Source organism: Colwellia sp. SU-HH01217 (assembly GCF_057543495.1).
This window is the reverse complement of the sequence record NZ_BAAJLX010000004.1, coordinates 31,185-51,059: the sequence shown is the minus strand read 5'-3', so window position 1 is coordinate 51,059 and position 19,875 is coordinate 31,185. Positions and strand designations below refer to the sequence as shown.

At 38.3% G+C, this 19,875-nt stretch carries 15 protein-coding genes; all 15 read left to right on the top strand.

From position 1 onward, the window contains the following. Positions 1 to 10: 10 nt before the first annotated feature. The 15 genes from secF to AC27G3_RS06825 all read left to right on the top strand — a co-directional run bounded on the left by secF (position 11) and on the right by AC27G3_RS06825 (position 19,871). Positions 11 to 958 (top strand): protein translocase subunit SecF, encoded by a 948-nt coding sequence (secF, locus tag AC27G3_RS06895; protein WP_487120060.1) that lies wholly within the window; start codon positions 11 to 13, stop codon positions 956 to 958. Between the two features lie 591 nt (positions 959 to 1,549). Further along, positions 1,550 to 2,713 carry a helix-turn-helix domain-containing protein gene (locus AC27G3_RS06890; protein ID WP_487120058.1) on the top strand — a complete coding sequence of 388 codons (1,164 nt, stop codon included), beginning with the start codon at positions 1,550 to 1,552 and terminating at the stop codon, positions 2,711 to 2,713. Positions 2,714 to 2,951: 238 nt separating this feature from the next. Then, positions 2,952 to 4,427: a serine hydrolase domain-containing protein gene (locus AC27G3_RS06885; protein WP_487120056.1), complete on the top strand. Its 1,476-nt coding sequence runs from the start codon at positions 2,952 to 2,954 to the stop codon at positions 4,425 to 4,427. A 333-nt stretch (positions 4,428 to 4,760) separates the two neighbouring features. Then, complete coding sequence (locus AC27G3_RS06880; RefSeq protein WP_487120054.1) at positions 4,761 to 5,582, top strand: PhzF family phenazine biosynthesis protein; 822 nt, start codon at positions 4,761 to 4,763, stop codon at positions 5,580 to 5,582. A 207-nt stretch (positions 5,583 to 5,789) separates the two neighbouring features. Continuing rightward, positions 5,790 to 8,609 (top strand): hypothetical protein, encoded by a 2,820-nt coding sequence (locus AC27G3_RS06875; protein ID WP_487120052.1) that lies wholly within the window; start codon positions 5,790 to 5,792, stop codon positions 8,607 to 8,609. A gap of 194 nt (positions 8,610 to 8,803) precedes the next feature. After that, positions 8,804 to 11,488, top strand: coding sequence for a TonB-dependent receptor domain-containing protein (locus AC27G3_RS06870; RefSeq protein ID WP_487120407.1), 2,685 nt, complete (start codon positions 8,804 to 8,806; stop codon positions 11,486 to 11,488). Positions 11,489 to 11,779: 291 nt separating this feature from the next. Then, positions 11,780 to 11,941 carry a YqaE/Pmp3 family membrane protein gene (locus tag AC27G3_RS06865; protein WP_487120050.1) on the top strand — a complete coding sequence of 54 codons (162 nt, stop codon included), beginning with the start codon at positions 11,780 to 11,782 and terminating at the stop codon, positions 11,939 to 11,941. A 117-nt stretch (positions 11,942 to 12,058) separates the two neighbouring features. Beyond that, positions 12,059 to 13,381 carry a M20 metallopeptidase family protein gene (locus tag AC27G3_RS06860; protein ID WP_487120048.1) on the top strand — a complete coding sequence of 441 codons (1,323 nt, stop codon included), beginning with the start codon at positions 12,059 to 12,061 and terminating at the stop codon, positions 13,379 to 13,381. 377 nt (positions 13,382 to 13,758) lie between these two features. Further along, entirely contained in the window at positions 13,759 to 14,238 is a 480-nt protein-coding gene (locus AC27G3_RS06855) for a hypothetical protein (protein ID WP_487120046.1), read from the top strand. Positions 14,239 to 14,683: 445 nt separating this feature from the next. Then, a complete protein-coding gene (locus AC27G3_RS06850; protein WP_487120044.1) occupies positions 14,684 to 15,475 on the top strand; it encodes a DUF3450 domain-containing protein in 792 nt (263 codons plus the stop codon). A 25-nt stretch (positions 15,476 to 15,500) separates the two neighbouring features. Continuing rightward, positions 15,501 to 16,886, top strand: coding sequence for a MotA/TolQ/ExbB proton channel family protein (locus AC27G3_RS06845; protein ID WP_487120042.1), 1,386 nt, complete (start codon positions 15,501 to 15,503; stop codon positions 16,884 to 16,886). Between the two features lie 2 nt (positions 16,887 to 16,888). Continuing rightward, positions 16,889 to 17,416: a MotA/TolQ/ExbB proton channel family protein gene (locus tag AC27G3_RS06840; protein ID WP_487120040.1), complete on the top strand. Its 528-nt coding sequence runs from the start codon at positions 16,889 to 16,891 to the stop codon at positions 17,414 to 17,416. Between the two features lie 81 nt (positions 17,417 to 17,497). After that, on the top strand, positions 17,498 to 17,911 hold the full coding sequence (locus AC27G3_RS06835; protein WP_487120038.1) for an ExbD/TolR family protein: 414 nt from the start codon (positions 17,498 to 17,500) through the stop codon (positions 17,909 to 17,911). A 29-nt stretch (positions 17,912 to 17,940) separates the two neighbouring features. After that, positions 17,941 to 18,546 carry an energy transducer TonB gene (locus AC27G3_RS06830; RefSeq protein ID WP_487120405.1) on the top strand — a complete coding sequence of 202 codons (606 nt, stop codon included), beginning with the start codon at positions 17,941 to 17,943 and terminating at the stop codon, positions 18,544 to 18,546. A gap of 8 nt (positions 18,547 to 18,554) precedes the next feature. Continuing rightward, positions 18,555 to 19,871 carry a tetratricopeptide repeat protein gene (locus AC27G3_RS06825; RefSeq protein WP_487120036.1) on the top strand — a complete coding sequence of 439 codons (1,317 nt, stop codon included), beginning with the start codon at positions 18,555 to 18,557 and terminating at the stop codon, positions 19,869 to 19,871. Positions 19,872 to 19,875: the final 4 nt, after the last annotated feature.

Sequence of the window (19,875 nt, the reverse complement as noted above, 5' to 3'; positions counted from 1 at the left end):
TGAAATAATTATGCAAATTTTACAATTAAAAGAAACTGTTGCCTTTATGAAATATCGCAAAATTGCGATGATATTTAGTGCAATATTAATGATAATTTCCGTGTTTTCATTAGCAACGGATAAACTCAACTTTGGTCTAGACTTTACAGGCGGAACTTTAATTGAAGTAGGTTTTGACCAAGCGGCAGACTTAAAGCAATTACGTCAAATAATGGACAGTAACGGTTATCCTGACGCTGTAGTACAACTTTATGGTAGTAGTCGCGATGTCGTTATACGTTTAGCTTTACGTGAAGACGTTAAAGTTGAAATGCTAGGTAATGAAATACTAGAATTGCTACAAAAAGGTACTGGCCAAAATATTGATATGCGCCGTATTGAATTTGTTGGTGCAAGTGTTGGTGACGAATTAACAGAGCAAGGTGGTTTAGCGATGCTAACGGCGCTTATCTGTATTTTATTCTATGTTGCTTTTCGTTTTGAATGGCGCTTTGCGGTAGGCTCGGTAGTTGCGTTATTTCATGATGTATTATTAACCCTTGGTTTGTTTGCCATATTGGGCTTAGAGTTCGATTTAACCGTATTAGCGGCAATACTAGCGGTAATTGGTTACTCGCTTAACGATACCATTGTTGTTTCAGACCGGATAAGAGAAAACTTTAGAAAAATACGAGATGGTTCGCCAGAAGAAATCATTAATATTTCTTTATCGCAAACATTAAGTCGTACCTTTATTACTTCAATTACCACTTTACTGGTATTAGCGGCGTTGTTCTTTAGAGGCGGTGAGCTTATTCACGGTTTTGCTACAGCGTTACTCTTTGGTGTGTTTGTTGGTACGTACTCTTCAATTTATGTTGCCAGCTTAGTCGCATTAGCTTTAGGTATTTCAAAAGAAGATTTAATGCCAGAAGTGATTGAAAAAGAAGGTGCAGATCAAGAAGAGATGATGCCTTAATCTTGTGTTGTATTAAACATTAAGTCGATAAAAAACCGAACAATATGTTCGGTTTTTTTATGCCTAGATGATTACTTATAATTTGTGATTTTATTATTTAGTATGAGGTTTTAATGATTGCTTTGATACGAAAACGGAAGTTAGCATCAATAGATTCTTGAGTTATTTTAGTGTTCAAGAAACATTGAACTACCTTCCTCTTGATAGTCAAGAAAGTCACCACAGCGGTCATTCATCATCAAACAGTTAATGCTAACTTTGTGCTGGCGTAAGCTTTTGTTTCACGAATCGAAGCTCCTCCAGCAGAGTAATCATTACATTAATATCGATAGGTTTTGGTTATTTCGAACGATAAACGAGTTGGTGCTTGAATGAAATTAGAATAGCTTACTCGCTTTATATGCCAGCTACCAAACTGTATAATGGCTGCTTAGTTAGAATAGTTTTTCCGCTAACTTTAATCAGTATGAAAAAATAGACGAACTTGTGAAAAGTAAAATAACCTCAACGTTGTTATGATTCATGACACCGCAACAGTTGATAATTTCTCTATCAAAATCACCGATAGCATTTTAAACAGGAAAGAATTAAGTGGTTGAAAGTGTAGTATTAATGTTTGAGAATGTTGTTTTAGTGGTCTTTTTTACTCATTTATTAGTGGCCACCTTTCTTTGTAGTCTCAGTACTGGTAAGCGCTTAAGTCATAAGCTATTTGCGGCTTATTTACTGGTTGCTGTTATTGATCTGAGTAACATTATTTTTAACGGCTTTTACCAAGCTTACCCCGATTTAGATATGCTCAGGTATAACATTTCACTATTTCTCGGACCCACTTTATACCTATATGTTAAAGCAGCTATTTATAGTGATTTCAAGTTAAAAATTAAACACTTGCTTCACGCTATTCCTTTCGTCATTGCCTGTCTCGTGATGATACCCAATTTTTTCAGTGTCGATGATGCCTCAAAACAGCTTTGGTATGACAACTTCACTGATGTTCCTGAATTAACCTTTATTCATTTCATGACTTCTGTACAACTTGGCTTGTACCTTTTAGCCATTTTTAAGGACATAATAAGATATCGAAAAGTTGTTGTTGAGAATTACTCTGATGCAGATAGATTAAACAAGCGCTGGCTAACCCAACTAATATCTCTGTTTACTCTGATCTATATCATAGGCTTAGGAAGAGCGTTTTTTAGGTTCTCCATCTATCATAATTATGAATATGAAAGGTTAGTACAACTAATCATGATTATTTCGATGTTATTGAGTATTTGTTGGATATTGTGGCAAGCGTTGCACAAGCCCGAACTATTTACTGGAGTCAGCTCCACCATAGAAGTGATGGATGAACTAACTGCAAGGCAAGAACACTCAACTGCTGGTAAAACTAGTATTATCGAAACTGAAAAATACCAAGCGATTGTTACGCGATTAAGGGGCTACATGCAGCAGAATAAACCTTTTTTAGATCCCTCTTTGAGCGTAGAGACTTTAGCAGAGCAAATTAATATACCTAGCAGTGAACTTTCAATCACAATCAACAGAATAATAGGACAACACTTTTTTGATTTCATAAACTTGTATCGAATAAATTTAGCTGCCGAAATGCTAATCGCAAATGAGCAACAGCCAAAAACGGTATTAGAAATCTTGTACGAAGTTGGGTTTAATTCAAAATCATCGTTCAATACCGCCTTTAAAAAGCACCTTTTGATGACACCTTCTCAATATAGAAAATTACATTCATAAATTATCAAAATTAGTAAATTAATTTCAATTACCCTCTCTACCCCAATATAAATGGAAGGTTCGACTTTTTTAGTCGGTCGAATGTTTATTCGAACTACGCCATTATCCCCTTTTTGTTAACGTTGTTTCGAATTTTCGTATGGCAACACATAATCCAATAACGACTCTCTTCTTGATGATCCCAGAAGAGGAATATTTATTATTGGAATTCATGTTTAGTATATAAAGGATAAATTGAATGCTGAAGAAATTGAAAATATTAAAAATTACGGCTATTGGCGCAATTGCTTTAATGAGCAATATGCTTGCACAACTAGTTTACGCTGATGAAACAGATGACTTAATACAGAAAATCATGGTGGAACGAAAAATTCCAGGATTACAATTAGCTGTAGTTCAAAACGGAAAAATCATTAAATCACAAGGTTATGGTCAGTCGAACCTACAGCATGCTGTCAATGTTACTAACGAAACAATATTTCCTATCAATTCAATGACAAAGCTGTTTACCGGTGTTGCTATCATGCAACTTGTTGAACAAAAAAAAGTCAACCTAGATGACGAAATAGGTAGGCATTTACCTGAACTGCCCATGTCTTGGCACCACTTTACAATTAAACAGTTATTTGCTCATACTTCGGGTTTACCGAATATTCTAAGTGGACGTAATATCGATTTAATTGCTAATAATGTTCCCAATGCAGCATGGAAATTGGTGCAAACTAAGCCATTAAAGTTCAAAGTTAACTCTCAGTTTCAGTACAATCAAACAGGATATGTGATTTTAGGGATGATAATTAACAAGTTGGCTAAGCAAGAATTTACCAATTTCATTAAACACAATCAACTTTCTAAAGTCGGTATGCCACTTACTGAGCAAGCAGGTTTTGCTTATCTTGAAGATGTAATTCCAAATCAAGCAAGCCAATACCGTTATAGACGAAACGGTAAACTACGGACAGTAAATGGTGAATTTGCACCACTGATGAGAACGGCAGCAGGGATGAGTACTAATGCGAACGAGCTTGCACATTATGTCATTGCTTTACAAAATGGCTCTTTGATTAATGAATCAAATTTAGACGCTTTATGGACCCCTGTTGTGTTAAATAATGGCCGTACAGCAGGGTTTAGTTCGTTTGAAAATGGCTACGCTATAGGATGGCAAGTGGAAAATCGAAAAGCTCATAGAGGTGTCAGTGCCAGTGGTGGAAATGCAAATACACTAATAATTTATCCTGAAGACGATTTATCGATTATTGTACTGACCAACTTGATGGGTGCTTTACCCATTCAATTTGTTGATGAAATAGCGAGCATCTATTTAGCGGATATGAAAAAAGAAAATGGATGGCAAGTACCGTTTGAGCTATTGAAAGAAGAAGTGTCTAAACATAATTTTAAAAATATAATGGACATAACTGTCAGGATAGAAAATAAATTTGGCATATTTTTTAATGTGGGTGAATTAAACGAATGGGGCTATCAACTAATAAGCCAAAACAATATCGAGGGTGCTTTAGCTGTATTTACATTAAATACAGAAATGCATCCAGAGGTGGCAAATACCTTTGATAGCCTAGGTGAAACTTATGCTGTTTTGAAGCAATACAAGCAAGCATTAGACAACTACCAAAAAGTACTTTTATTACAACCTGAGAACCAAGTAGCAAAAAAACAAATTACGTTAATTAAAGATTTAATGAGTAACTAATCTTTAAAGCAACTCTTTATGTACTGGTGAGTAGTCATTGACTGTTTACGATGATCTTAAAATCCAGTTACTGAGTATATTCGTATCTGTAATTTTATTATTCCGCTTTTTTACTCTTAATAATGAAGCGGAATATTTATTAAAAAAAATTCGTATCTAAATTAGGTATCATCTGTGGTAAATGTTAGCTTACTGAGTTTAAATATCACCGACCGTTATGAGCTTAAACCAGCCCCACAAGTGAGCAGAAAGTTTTGGCTAATATTTCTTTTAATATGCTCCTGAATTTGTAAAGGTTTAATGTCCGCTTAAAAAACAATTAAAGGAATAACTATGGAATTAACCATAAATGTGATTGATGCATTTACTCACTCTATTTTTAAAGGCAACCCTGCCGCTGTTATTATAACTGAGCACTGGTTAAACGATGAGTTAATGCAGAAAATTGCGATAGAAAATAACTTATCTGAAACCGCCTTTGTTAAAATAATAGATCAACAACATTATGAAATTCGGTGGTTTTCGCCAATCACTGAAATTGACTTTTGTGGTCATGCAACCTTAGCGGCTTCTTTTGTTATTTTTGCTAACATGGTTAAGTCTTGTCACAATAATGACAAAAACACCGAAGTAAATACGATTCATTTTTATGCGAAAGCGGTTGGTAATTTAGTGGTAACCGCTAAAGAAGACGGTTATTTTGAAATGTGTTTTCCTAATACTTGCCCACAATTAATTGATGATGTACCAGCGGCTTTACTCAATGGCTTATCGATTGCACCAAGCGAAGTGTTATTAAATAACCAAGCATACTTTGTTGTTTATCCAAACGAAAATGATGTTCGAATGGTTACCACCAATAATGCATTATTAAGCGAATTAGCACCGTTTGATGTTGTTGTAACGGCACAATCAACAGCGTACGATTTTATTTCTCGTTACTTTTGGCCAGCTAATGGTGGTGATGAAGATCCTGTAACTGGCTCAATACACACGGGATTAGCGCCTTATTGGGCTGAAAAGTTAAATAAAAATAATCTGATTGCCTATCAAGCGTCCAGTCGAGGTGGTGTTCTTTACTGCCAAGTTATTGATGATAAGGTTGTTATATCTGGCCAAGCGGTACAGTATTTAGCTGGTAAAATTACCGTTTAACCTATTTGGCTGTGGTAGTCTTATCTACAGCTTCATCTCTGAGCTATTATATTTTGTAGCAATTTTTAATAATTGTTGCAATCTAACTGCCATCTAATTGCAATAAAACCGAAACAAAACTTCCACATTACTGTCATTTTTCCACTTTAACATGTTTGCAAAATTTAAATCCTCTTAATGGCAGTGTAATACTGTGGAGCAGATAAAATGCAAATAAAACAATTTAAAACAAGTGCAATTGCTAGTGCGTTAACTTTAAGCTTGGCGTTAGTTGGTTGTGGTGGTGATATAAATTTAACGTCAGATGTAGACAACTCAGTTGGTGATACCGTTATCAACAACCCCGCTCCTACAACACCAACAGATCCTGATAGCACGCTTGCAGGTAAATCTAATACGGCCTTAAGTACTGAAGTTTCAGCTGCATTAGGTTTTGATGTTCAAGTGCAAGTACTTGATGCAAAACTTACAGAAAACACCACGTTAGTTGCCAGTGCCAACGGTAAGCCTGTGATGTATGCCATAAGTGGTGCATTAGAAGTAGGCGGACAGGGCGCTGATGCAACCGATGATGTGGTATTAACTATTGAACCAGGTGCTGTTATTTTCGGCCAATCGGGTAACGATTATTTAGTGATACACCGTGACGGTAAAATAATGGCTGAGGGTACGAAAACTCAACCGATTATTATGACATCGGTACAAGATGTAAAAGGTGAAGATACCGCTGCTGGCCAATGGGGTGGTGTGGTAATTCTAGGTAGTGCGCCTTCAAACAAATGTCCAACTGATGGAAGTGATTGTGCGCTACAAGTAGAAGGTGTATCTGAAGGGGCAGTATTTGGCGGTACAGACTGGGAAGATGACTCTGGTAGCTTAAAATATGTAGTTGTGAAATATGCAGGTTATGAAATTGCTCCTGATAACGAATTAAATGGTGTAACTTTTGCGGGTGTAGGTTCAAACACTAACGTTGATTACTTACAAGTTCACTCGAATGCAGATGATGGTGTTGAATTCTTTGGTGGTGCAGTAAATGTTAAACATTTGGTATTAACTGCCAACAAAGATGACAGTGTTGATTGGGATAATGGTTATAAAGGTATGTTGCAGCATGTTTACATTGAACATGCAAAAAATGCTGGCGAAGCTAACCGTGCAATTGAAGGTGATAATGACGGTTCAAGTCCTGACAAAGAGCCTCAATCAAGCCCGATTATCGCTAACATGACCATTATTGGTAATAACTTTGATACCGCTGATAAAGACTCTGAAGGTATTTATTTACGCGAAGGTACAGCGGCAACCATTATTAATGCCGTAGTGACTGGTCCAACGGAAATGGGCGAATGTTTAGAAATTGAAGGCGGAGCAACTTCTTCTGTAACTGTTGATAATGCTAATAGCGGTAAAATTGTTATGCAAAACTCAGTAATGGGTTGTAGCAATGGTGAAAATTTCAAAAATGCAAAAGCAGACGATGGTTCTGTATTGCTTGACTTAGCGACATGGTTTACTGATGAAGCTTCAAACACAATAAGCACATCATTGTTAATTAATGAGTCAGGTGTTCCTGATAGTGGGTCTTTACTAATTGCGGCAGATGCCGGGCAAGATGTAGCGACAACGCAGAATGCATTTTTTGACACAGTTAGCCACATTGGCGCACTTGATGGAACAACCGACTGGCGACAAGGTTGGGCGTTTGGTTACGGCGGCGGTGTAGTTACAGCAACGGCCGAAGTAGAAGGGTGTCCAACAGGCACAAGCGCTATTTCTCCTGCTGATGGCATGACAACTACTTGTCAAATTTCAGGGAAAATCACTTCAGATTTAACGTTAACCTCTAACAACCTTTATGCCTTAAGTGGAGCAGTTTTTGTTGGTGACGATAAAGCTGATTCAGCGACATTAACGATTGAAGCAGGCACAACTGTTTTTGGTCGCTCTGGTAACGATTATCTTGTTGTTAGCCGAGACTCAAAAATTGAAGCCAATGGCACAGCAACTAAACCAATTACTTTTACTTCTAGTGAAGATATCGCTGGTGGCACAACAGGTGCTGGGCAATGGGGCGGTATTGTTTTACTTGGTAATGCTCAATCAAACAAATGTCCAACAGATGGAAGTGATTGTGCGCTTCAAGTAGAAGGTGTTGAAGAAGGTGCGGTATTTGGTGGAACTGATGACAGCGATAGTTCTGGAACATTACGCTACGTTGTTGTTAAGCATGCCGGTTATGAAATAGCTCCTGATAACGAACTTAACGGCATTACCTTTGGTGGCGTTGGCTCGGGCACTAAGGTTGAATTTATTCAAGTACATGAAAACGCCGATGACGGTATCGAATTTTTCGGTGGCGCGGTCAATGCAAAATATGTCGTTTTAACATCAAACAAAGATGACAGTGTTGATTGGGATAACGGCTTTAGCGGTAACCTGCAATATGTACTTGTTAAGCATGCACCAAATAATGGTGAAGCAAATCGCGGTATTGAGGGTGATAACGACGGTTCTACACCTAATAAATTACCTCAATCTAACCCAACAATCGCCAACATGACGATTATAGGTAACGGTTTCGACAGTGCAGATAAAGACTCAGAAGGCGTTTATTTACGCGAAGGTACTAAAGCGCAGTTATTCAACTTTGTGGTAACAGGCGCAAGTGGTATGGGTGAGTGTTTTGAAATTGAAGGTGGAGCAACCACATCAATAACTGTTGACCAAGCTATTGCTGGCGACACGGTAATTAGCAACTCAGTATTTGCTTGTGATGAAAACTTCAAATCGGCTAAAGCGAGTGATGGCACTGTATTACTTGATACGCAAGATTGGGTGTTAAATCAGAATACAGCAAATAGCACCGCGACAGCAGCAAATGATGTGGTTAATGGTATTTTCACCATAGATACGACTACACCTAAAGATTTTACTGGCGATGCATTCTTTGACAATGCTGACCACGTTGGTGCGGTAAGTTCAGAGAATAACTGGACGCAAGGTTGGACGGTAGGTTTAGAGTAATGGATAAAGTGATAAGCCTTTAAGTTAAAGGGGTCACACAAGGTTTCAGCCGTTACCGAGCACATCGTTAACGGCTGAATATTAACGATTTATGTATTACTTATTTAATTCATTGCCCAAGCAATAATTACCTTACAGTTCTCCTTATCATGAGGTTAAAAATGAACAAGCAAAAACTCCCTAACGGACAAATGATGAACTCCAACGCTAAAGCATTTAGTTTAACGCGTTTAACAGTAGCAATATTGACTAGCGCGCTTAGTTTATCTAGCCTTCAAACATTGGCTAATGACAGTTTTGATGGTGTTGAAGAACAAGCAATAGAAGAAGTGGTAGTTAAAGCTAGCCGCTTAAAAGGCACCGCGAGTGCCGTGATTGAAGAGCGTAAATCTCAAGCCTTCATCGCTGATATTTTAGGTGCTGAACAAATTGCACGCACAGGTGACAGTGATGCAGCAGGCGCATTGCGTCGTATGACTGGCTTAACCTTAGTTGATGGAAAGTTTATTTATGTGCGTGGCTTAGGGGAACGCTATTCAAGCACTCAATTAAATGGTGCCGCAGTGCCTAGCCCTGATCCAACACGCACCGTTATTCCATTAGATTTATTTCCTTCAACTATTATTGAATCGTTATCGGTTCAAAAGTCATACTCGGTGTCAATGCCAGCGCATTTTGGTGGCGGTAATGTTGATATTCGATTGAAAACTATCCCTAGTGATTTTGTGTTTAATATCTCCGCTAATATAGGCAACAACAAAGATAACTTAGATGATGGCTTTGTCTATGACGGTGGCGGTAACGATTGGTATGGCAAAGACGATGGTACTCGAGCTGCACCAGCTGATCTTAAAAATTTATGGCAGAACTACCACCCATTAAATGAGCTGTCGCAGCAAGAAAATCGCGAAATTGCGGCACAATTAAATCGTGATTATGACCCTTATTTAGAGTCGATTTCGCCAACCACTGGTATCGATTTAAGTTTAGGTGATAACTTTGAATCAGGCGATTTCAGATTCGGCTATTTAACGTCAGTTTCTTATGATAATCAATGGCAAGTCTCAGACCAATACGAAGGCCAAGACTTTGTTAATCAAGGAGATGATGTTTGGTCGTTAGTGCGAGGTTTTGACGATGTACAAGTTACTGAGCACTCGGTACGTTTGGCGGGTACGCTCAACTTAGGTCTTGAATACTTACGCAATCATCGCGTTGATTTTAGTTCAACTTATTTAAGTGACACACGCGATGAAGTTAAAGAAAAATTAGGAAATACCAATAATGTATTGCTAAGCGATGGTTTACGTGTGCGCGACAGTGAAGTTAATTATGAAGAGCGTGAAATGATCGCAAATCAATTGCGCGGTACGCATAATTTTCCACAATTGTTTAACCTAGGGCTAGATTGGAAGTACTCACATGCCACTGCTAATCGTTATGCACCCGGTAATATTAGAACCCGTTATATTATCGCCGACGGTTCAAGCGATGGTATTGAAAATGGAGAGTTCGACTTAGTTGCTGAAAGCTCATTACGAAAAGCCACTACGGCATCTCGTTATAGTTTTCAAGACTTAAACGACAAAGTTGAAAACTACGGGTTTAATGCGTCAATTCCATTAACACTCGACAGCGCAGACATTGAGTTTAAAGTAGGCGCCGATTTTATTGAGAAATCGCGTGATTCATTTGCTCGCCGAATTGATCTTAATACCTTAGCGTTTGACTCTATTGATTTAAGTGGTCATCAAATGAGTGATATTTTAACCGATGAAGTGATCTTAAATCATGCACTTAGCGGTAACGAAATGATTATTCGTGATACGTCTATTGCCGGTGATGACTATTATTCGGCACAATTAGTAGATGCTTATTATGCCGAAGCCGATGTTATATTTGCTGAACAATGGCGTGTTACTGGTGGTGTTCGATGGGAAGATTACCGTCAAGTTGTTGCTCCGCTTGATCCTGCCACTGGGCAGTTTGACTTACCCGCGCAACCAACGACTGAAGATTTAGAAAAGCTTGCTTATGCGCAAGATGATTTTTTCCCAGCACTTGCACTAACCTATATGATGAGCGAAGAAGTTCAGTTTCGTGCATCAGTTGCACAAACTATCATTCGTCCTGATATTAGAGAAGTCGCACCTGCTACTTACCTTGACCCATTAACAGGTTTTCCGATAGGCGGTACGCCAAGTGTCGAAAGTACCGATATTCTTAACTACGATTTGCGTTGGGAATGGTATTTAACAACAGGTGAAAATGTCTCGGTGGGTTTATTCTACAAAGATATGGATAAACCGATTGAAGCGGTTCAATCACCAGCGCAAGATGGCCCACCGCTTATTCGTATTGCTAACGCTGAAAACGGTGAAGTGTACGGTGTTGAATTAGAGTTTTTAAAAGATGTGACTTTTTTAGGGGAGTTTGGCGAAGACTTCTTTATGTCAGGAAACTTAACTTTAAGCGATTCTGATATTAGCATCGATACCCAAAATGTTGTTGACCAAACGGGTGTATCTACCACGATTACCAACCCTGATCGTAGAATGACAGGGCATTCTAAGTACGTTGTTAACTTTAACCTTGGTTACGACGCACCGAACGGTAATCATTCAGCAACACTCGCGTATAACGTGTTTGGCGACAGAATTATCATTCCAGGAATTGATGGAAAAGATGATGCCTACGAAAAACCGTTTCATTCACTCGATCTAGTTTACACTTATTACCCAACGTACTCTTCAACGTTAAGGTTTAAGGTGACTAACATCCTTGATCAAGAAAAACGTATTGAATTTGACGATACCTTACTTCGCAGTGAAACGCGCGGCGTAGGTTTTGAAGTGGCATTGAAATGGAATTTTGAATAACGCTTTGTCAGTTAAGCGATAGCGCAGGTAGCTATTGTTAATTCGATAAGTTAATTCGATAATAATAGTGAACTAAAAAAGCTAAAGATGACAGATAGTTATCTTTAGCTTTTTTGTTTTTAAAGCACGAACAGATTACTTTCACTAAAGCTTGAATTTTCATAAAGTAGAAATTGTTGAATAACCTGTTACAGTAGAATAACGCCTAGACAATGTTAGGTGACGGTTAAACGTTTAAAATCTAAAAACAAAAAATGTATACACTAATTAAGTTTAAAATGGAGAGTATTCATGAATAAATTAATACACATTCTTTTAGCGCTTTTATTACCACCAATTGCGGTTTTTCTTAAAAGTGGTGCTGGTAAAGATTTAGTAATTAATATCGTATTATGCCTTATCTTTTATATACCCGGAGTTTTACATGCGCTATGGCTAATCACCAAAGATTAGCGAATGCGTACCAATAACGACAAGATTAAAATGGTTACCTGTTAATTAATGCTACTGAGGTAGCATTAATTTTAAACAATATTGTAACGCCTCCTTCTTCTACCATGGATAATAATAATGAAAAAAACCTATACAGCGTTAATTTTAAGTACATTGTTAACTGCATCAGCCGGCGTTTATGCTTCTGAAATATCTGATGCGATTGATAAAGACTATCAACAGCATTTAGGCCCTTTGTGGGATCACTTTCATCAGAATCCTGAATTATCTTTAATGGAACATAAAACGGCAAAAAGATTAGCAAAAGAGCTAACTGACGTTGGATTTACAGTGACTGAAAATGTAGGTGGTACTGGCATTGTTGCTTTGATGAAAAATGGCCCTGGACCCACGGTAATGGTACGTGCTGATATGGATGGCTTACCTGTTAAGGAGCTTTCAGGTTTACCTAATGCTTCAAAAGTTATCATGGAAGATTGGCATGGCAATCTTGTACCTGTTATGCATGCCTGTGGCCACGATGTTCATATTACAGGTTTAGTAGGCACTGCCAGATACATGGCATCGATCAAAAATGAGTGGTCAGGTACGTTAATGTTGATTGGCCAACCTGCAGAAGAAAAAGGCCCAGGCGCATCCGCCATGATGAATGATAATCTCTGGCAGCGTTTTGGTCAGCCTGATTATGCTTTAGCCTTTCATGTTGATGCTAATTCTGTAGCAGGAAAAGTTACCGTTGATGAAGGCTCACCGTATGCAGGCGCTGACATGGTCGACATCATAGTTCATGGTATCGGTGCGCATGGTGCTTATCCGCATCAAGGCAAAGACCCTATTGTTATTGCCGCTCAAATTGTTAATAACTTACAAACCGTTGTTAGCAGAGAGCTTGCTCCTCGTCATGCTGGTGTAATAACGGTTGGTGCTTTTCATTCAGGAACTAAACATAATATTATTTCAGACCGAGCAGAGCTTCAGTTAACGGTAAGAAGTTTAAACCCTGAAGTTAGAGCACAATTACTTTCTGCCATCGAGCGAATCGCCATAGGTACAGCTCGAACAGCAGGTATGCCCGAAGATAAATTACCGGAAGTGGTTGTTGATGAATTCTCTTACCCGCCCACCATGAATGATAAAGCGATGGCTAAGCGAGTAAAAAAAGTATTAACAAACAAAATGGGGGATGATGCACTTATTGCTCCAGCGACAACGGGCATGGGTGCAGAAGATTTTGGTTTCTTTACTATGGAACCATACATTCCTAGTGTTTATTTTTCTGTAGGTGGCACACCTAAAGCTGATTTTGATAGAGCAGAAGCAGGCGGAGAAAAAGTGGGTAGTCATCATAGTCCACAGTTTAAAGTATCACCAGAGCCTTCAGTAAAGGCGGGTGTTGAAGCGACGGTTTATGCACTGTTAGATTTGATGCCTAAAAGTTAAGTGGCTTTTATCACTTCATTAAACGTTTATTGAGCAATGGTTTAACTCTGAAATTTATCTTTATTGAGTAATTCAGTCGTTTAAGCCATTGCTTAAAAACTATTTTAAACATTTCAATAATAGTGTATCTTTCTGATCTTATTAATTTTTGCACATGGATGAGAGCCGTTTTATGCAAGTGAATACACTTTTCGTTATTTTAATTTCATGCCTTTTAATATCCTGTACAGGCGTTAAAGTGGGAGCTAACGGACAAGAGGTATTAGTTAAACCAGAAAAGCCATTTTGTGATACCCAAAAGGTTGATCCAAATTGCAAAATTAATAGGAAAAATTATAAAGCGCAAAATTAACATTTTTATAAAGTAAGGATTATTTTTGAACACTATTCAAAGAGCTTTTAGTCAATTATTTTTTTGTTTAACCCTCCTCGTTATTTCATCTTCTGTATTAGCCAATAACAAGTTAACTTTTGGTTTAGGCGCAGGCAGTTTTTATAGTGGGATTGGCATTAATGCCGGTATGCAATCAGCTACTGATATCAAATATATTTCCGTAGGTTGTGTTAGCTATTCAACTATTTACGGTGAAACCTGTGGTGCGGGCATTGGTTGGGTCAGCACAGATATTTTTGATTTTCAAACTCCAAAGCATGGTGCCAGCGTATATGTTGGTGTTATAGGCAGCGAGTCTAATAATTATGATCGTAAAGCAGTATACGGTGGAAGCTTAGGTTATCATTATTTTTTTAGCGGTATTGCTGATTCTGGATTTAATGTAGGTTTTTCCGTGACCGCAGGAAATACCGATGACGGCATGAGTATCGGCAGTATGTTCCAAGTGGGTTATCAATTTTAGTCACTAATTTAGTCATCGTTTTAAATCTTGGTAAGTACTAGAGCGCTTAGCTGTAATTACTCCACTCTAGCTCGATAGTTTTTCTTAATTCAAGGCAAATTTCGCGTCAATAGCTGGCCTATTGCAAAAAATTTAACGAAGAAGTAAGGAAAAATAGTTGCTAGAGAAATATTTGTTAAGCCGAGCTCAGGTTATGTTAGTTATCATTGTGCATATCAAAAGGATTTTTATGCCAACTCTTGCGTACGATCATAACGCTAAATTCAACTTAAACCGGTGATGAAGTCATCATCACCTTTCCTCCTTTGTAAAAAATCTGTCACTAATCTGTCATTTAATAAATCTGCAATATTTATGACGCCCAACTGTAACATTTCATTATTAAACTGAGCCTATAAATTAAAACATAACCTTATTTTTAAGGTTTACTCAATTAGGTTTACTCATGAAATATCACCCATTAGCGAAAGTGCTTAAAGCGAGCTTGTTAATAGGCGCAAGTGTTAGTTCTGCGTTTTGTTTTGCACAAGCCGACGTTACACAAGACAACCAACTTAATAGTGTGGTTAACGCAGGGCAAGAAATTAATCAATCGGCCAATAAATCTCAACAAAAAGTTAATAAGTTAACCGAACAAACCCAAACAAAATTGCAGCAGTTTAAAACGGTTAATAAAGAATTTGATGGTTTGCAAGTGTACAACTTGCAAATGCAGCAGCAAATAGATCATCAATTATCACAGTTGGATGAGTTAGCAACGTCAATGGAGCAAGTGAGCATTATTGAACGACAAATCTCGCCATTAATGTCTCGTATGATCACGACACTTGAGTCTTTTGTCGCGCTTGATGTGCCTTTTTTAGAACAAGAAAGAGCAAAGCGTATTACCGATTTAAAAGAGATGATTACGCGTTCTGATATTGCCGTGTCTGAAAAATTTCGCCGCGTATTAGAAGCTTACCAGGTCGAGGTGGATTATGGTCGAACTATTGAAGCTTATACTGGCATTTTAACTGTTGATGGTAGTGAAAAAGATGTTGATTTTCTTCGTATAGGTCGTGTGAGTTTAGTGTACAAAACGCGCGATGGTAACACGATGGGCGTATGGCAAAAATCGAGTAAAAGTTGGCAACCACTAGACAGTGATTACCGCTTGGGTATTAACAAAGGTTTACGAATAGCACGTAAACAACTTGCCCCAGACTTAATGATTGTACCAATTATTGAACAACAATAACGGCTGACTGTACGAAGGAATTATGATGAAAACACGTTTAACTATCAAAAAAAATAAAGGCTACAGCTTGTTAACTGCTTTGGTCTGTTTAGCAGCAACTTGTTGGTCTGTTCAAGCAAAAGAAGCCGCAAGTTTAGATGAATTGTTAGCAACACTGGCGCAAGGAAATATTGCACAAAGTGAACAAAACAAAGCTCGTGAGGCTGAGTTTACAGCTAAAAAGAATTTACAAAATCAATATTTAAATCAAGCAATACAACAAAGAGATGAAGCGATTGTTGTCAGTAACCAACTTGAAACTCGTTTTCAAGATAATGAAATCGTTCTGGCTAATAAAACCGACGCACTTAACAAACGAATGGGTGAGTTGAAAGAATTGTTTGGTGTATTGCAGCAAGTGGCTGGCGATACTCGTAGTAAGTTTCAAACATCGGTTATTTCAGCTCAAATTCCAGACCGTACGTTATTTTTAGATGAACTAGCTGTAAGCATGGGCTCAAGCTCAAAACTTGCCTCTATTGAAGAAATTGAGCGTTTGTGGTTTGAATTACAGCGCGAAATGACACAAAGCGGCAAAGTCACCACCTTTAATCGTGAAATTGTTAAAGCTAACGGTGACAAAGAAAGTGCACAAGTAACACGAGTAGGTGGTTTTAACCTTGCTGCTAATGGTAAGTATTTAGAATACATAGATGAAACGGGTACGGTAGCTGAGTTAATTAGACAACCTTCTGCTCGCTACTTAGAAAGTGCTAAACAACTAACCAACAACAAAGGTCAATTAGTACCGTTCGCATTAGACCCAACGGGTGGTTCAATTTTAAACTTACTTGTGCAAGCACCTGATGTGGTTGAGCGAATCGAGCAGGGCGGTACAGTTGGTTATATTATTTTGCTTATCGGTGCTATCGGACTACTTATCGCTATTGAACGTTTTATCAGCTTGTTCATTATTGGTAATAAAGTAAAACGTCAATTAAAAGCAAGTGTGCCAAGTAACGATAATCCTCTAGGTCGAGTCATGTTAGTACAAAGTGAAAACCCTGATGCTGATACCGACACATTAGAACTTAAACTTTCAGAGTCTATTTTACGTGAAGTGCCTGTTTTGTCTAAGAAGTTAACGGTAATAAAAATTATCTCAGTGGTTGCGCCGCTTATTGGTTTACTCGGTACGGTGACGGGGATGATTGTTACTTTCCAAGCGATTACTTTATTTGGTACTGGCGATCCTAAGTTAATGGCGGGCGGTATTTCGCAAGCATTAGTTACAACTGTTCTTGGGTTAGTCGTTGCCATTCCAATGGTATTTATCTCAACAATGCTAAATACCCGTAGTCGCGGCATTATAAATATCTTACAACAAGAAAGTGCCGGCATTATTGCTCAGCGAGCAGAGCAAGGAGCTTAACCATGGTCATGCTTAGCGAAATGATGCAAACCATCATTGAGTTTTTAGACACTGGCGGTCAGGTACTGACCGTTATCGCTGGGGTTGTTTGTTTGATGTGGTTACTTATTTTTGAGCGTATCGGTTTTTTCTTTTTCAGTTACCGTGGTCTTAAAAAGCAATTACGCGCTACTTGGGAAGGCAGAAGTGAGCAAGTGTCATGGAATGCGGAGCAAATTCGTATTGGGCTTATCGCACAAGGTCATGCCAAGTTAATGAATAATTTACCCTTAATTCAATCGTTAGTGGTGCTGTGTCCGTTGTTAGGTTTGTTAGGCACGGTAACAGGAATGATAGAAGTGTTTGATGTTATGGCTGTTTCGGGTAGTGGTAATGCGAGATCTATGGCGTCAGGAGTTTCAAGAGCCACTATCCCTACGATGGCGGGCATGGTGGGTTCGCTATCTGGGGTATTTGCTTCGACTTGGTTACAACGAAAAGCGAAACGAGAAACCGAATTACTTGAAGATAGTATGCCAATTGCTCATTAAGAAGCGATTGATAGTTAATAAATAAAAGTTTTGATTACGCTTAGGTTTACGTAATCCAAACAAAATTTTAAGGAAAAGATCATGCGATCACCTTTAGCTAAATTATTACAAGAACAAGACGAGAAAGAAGACATCGATATGACTCCCATGTTGGACGTGGTGTTTATTCTGCTGATATTTTTTATTGTGACTGCCTCATTTGTTAAAGAAGCAGGTATTGATGTCAATCGCCCCGATGCTGCTACAGCCGTTAAAAAGCAACGCGCAAATATCTTAGTTGCGATTAGTGATAAAGGCGATATTTGGATTAATAAACGTAAAATTGATATTCGTGCCGTACAAGCCAATATTGAGCGTTTAAAAGCTGAAAACCCACAAGGAACCGTGGTGATTCAAGCAGATAAAAAATCAACGACAGATACTTTAATCAAAGTAATGGATGCAGCTCGTGCTGCCGGTGTATTTGATGTATCGATTGCCGCTCAAGAGGCTTAATTATGCAAAACATGTTAGCCAATATTTATGTGCGTTACGCCATTGGGTTGGTGTTGGCGATGATCACGACTTTTTTCTTACTTTTTGGTATGCAAACACTGATTGCAGGTGGTAATGATGCAATGACAGAAGCTCCTAAAGGCAATGTGTTGGACTTTATTCGTTTGAAAAAAGAACAAGCACTAGTGAAAAAAGATCGCAAACCTCAAAAGCCGCCAAAGCCTAAAGAGCCGCCACCGCCAATGGTGCAACCACAAATGCAGCAAACTAATCCGAATGCTGAAGCCGTAAGTGCTAATTTTTCTGCAGACATTCAAGCAGATGTAGGTTTATCGGGCGGTTTAAGCTTAGACAGCAATGACGGTGACTACTTACCCATAGTTAAAGTTGCACCAGTTTACCCTCGTCGAGCACAAAGCCGAGGAATTGAAGGCTTTGTTATTGTTGAGTTTGTTGTCACTAAAAATGGTTCAGTGCGTGATCCTGTAGTTATACAAGCCGAACCCGCTGACATCTTTGATCGAGCAGCAATAGCAGCAACACTGAAATTTAAATATAAGCCAAGAGTTGTGGATGGCGTAGCAATGGAAGTTGCAGGTGTACAAAACAAAATATCTTTTGAAATAGACGGTTAGGAGGTCTCATGATTAAAGTTATCGGTTCATTAGTCGCAACAAGTTTGTTGATGATATCAGGTCTTGCCTTTGAGCAAGGGCAAGCACAAGCGGCAGAAACTAAGCAAGACAAGCCAACAGCTAACGTAGCAAAGAGGTCAAAAAAAGTGCCGGCAATGCGAAATCGTGTTTATGCTCAACTAGCAAGAGCTCAGAAGCTTGCAGATGAAGGCGATAAAATTGAGGGTTTTGATGTTCTTGATGCTGTAAAAGATCGTTTAGATAGCTTAAACAGTTATGAACGCGCCATGCTGTTTAACTTTTATGGTTTTATGTATTACGGGAATGATGATATTTCGCTAGCTGTTGATAGTTTTAAAAAGGTTATCGCTGAAGATGGGATCCCTGATTCTTTATATCTTTCAACACTATATTCGTTAGCACAGCTTTCAATGCAACAGCAAGACTTTGATCAAACCTTAGTGTATTTAACTCAATGGAAAGAGGTTAATGGCAAAAAATTAACTGCTAACCAAGAAATGTTATTCGCTCAAGTTTACTATCAGAATAAATCGTTTCAAAAATCGTTAGACCATATTGAGCAGGCTTTATCGATTGATCCTGAAAAAATAGCCAAGGAAAATTGGTTGGTTTTACAACGTGCTAATTATTTTGAATTAAAGCAACCTGAAAAAGTCACCGAAGTCATGGAGCAACTTGTTAGACATTATTCAAAAGCTGAATATTGGTTACAATTAAGTGCAATGTACGGCGAAATTGATCAAGAAGATAAGCAATTAGCGGTTATGGAAGCTGCGTGGCAAGCAGGGTATATCACTAAATCATCAGATATTTTAACCCTCGCACAACTTTATCGTTTTCATAATGTGCCTTACAAAGCGGCTAAGTTATTAGAAGAGTCGATTGCTAGTGGTGTGGTAACCGCCGAAGAAAAGTATTTAGCCCTGTTGGCACAAGCTTATATCGCCGCGAAAGATGACGAAAAAGCGATCCCCGTGTTAATTAAAGCGTCGGATATTGCAGACTCTGGTAAATTTGACGCTCAACTAGCCCAAGCTTACCTAAATTTAGAGCAATGGGAATATGCTATAAACTCGGCTAAAAAAGCATTACAAAGAGATAATGGAGACAGCTTTAAAGCACAAACGGGTACTATGTATTTAGTTGAAGGAATGGCGAACTTTAACTTGAAGAAATATGAGTTATCAAAAATTGCTTTTACCCAAGCGCAAAAATATAATCAAGTGAAAAAAACCGCTCAACAATGGTTTCATTATGTTGATCGAGAGCAAGGCCAAGCACAACGCTTGGCAATGCTAAGATAGGTAA

Bases quoted from the DNA above. Each gene is read 5' to 3' on its own strand.
- secF (WP_487120060.1), top strand. From the start codon at position 11: ATGCAAATTTTACAATTAAAAGAAACTGTTGCCTTTATGAAATATCGC.
- AC27G3_RS06885 (WP_487120056.1), top strand. From the start codon at position 2,952: ATGCTGAAGAAATTGAAAATATTAAAAATTACGGCTATTGGCGCAATT.
- AC27G3_RS06880 (WP_487120054.1), top strand. From the start codon at position 4,761: ATGGAATTAACCATAAATGTGATTGATGCATTTACTCACTCTATTTTT.
- AC27G3_RS06875 (WP_487120052.1), top strand. From the start codon at position 5,790: ATGCAAATAAAACAATTTAAAACAAGTGCAATTGCTAGTGCGTTAACT.
- AC27G3_RS06870 (WP_487120407.1), top strand. From the start codon at position 8,804: ATGAACTCCAACGCTAAAGCATTTAGTTTAACGCGTTTAACAGTAGCA.
- AC27G3_RS06865 (WP_487120050.1), top strand. From the start codon at position 11,780: ATGAATAAATTAATACACATTCTTTTAGCGCTTTTATTACCACCAATT.
- AC27G3_RS06860 (WP_487120048.1), top strand. From the start codon at position 12,059: ATGAAAAAAACCTATACAGCGTTAATTTTAAGTACATTGTTAACTGCA.
- AC27G3_RS06850 (WP_487120044.1), top strand. From the start codon at position 14,684: ATGAAATATCACCCATTAGCGAAAGTGCTTAAAGCGAGCTTGTTAATA.
- AC27G3_RS06845 (WP_487120042.1), top strand. From the start codon at position 15,501: ATGAAAACACGTTTAACTATCAAAAAAAATAAAGGCTACAGCTTGTTA.
- AC27G3_RS06840 (WP_487120040.1), top strand. From the start codon at position 16,889: ATGGTCATGCTTAGCGAAATGATGCAAACCATCATTGAGTTTTTAGAC.
- AC27G3_RS06835 (WP_487120038.1), top strand. From the start codon at position 17,498: ATGCGATCACCTTTAGCTAAATTATTACAAGAACAAGACGAGAAAGAA.
- AC27G3_RS06825 (WP_487120036.1), top strand. From the start codon at position 18,555: ATGATTAAAGTTATCGGTTCATTAGTCGCAACAAGTTTGTTGATGATA.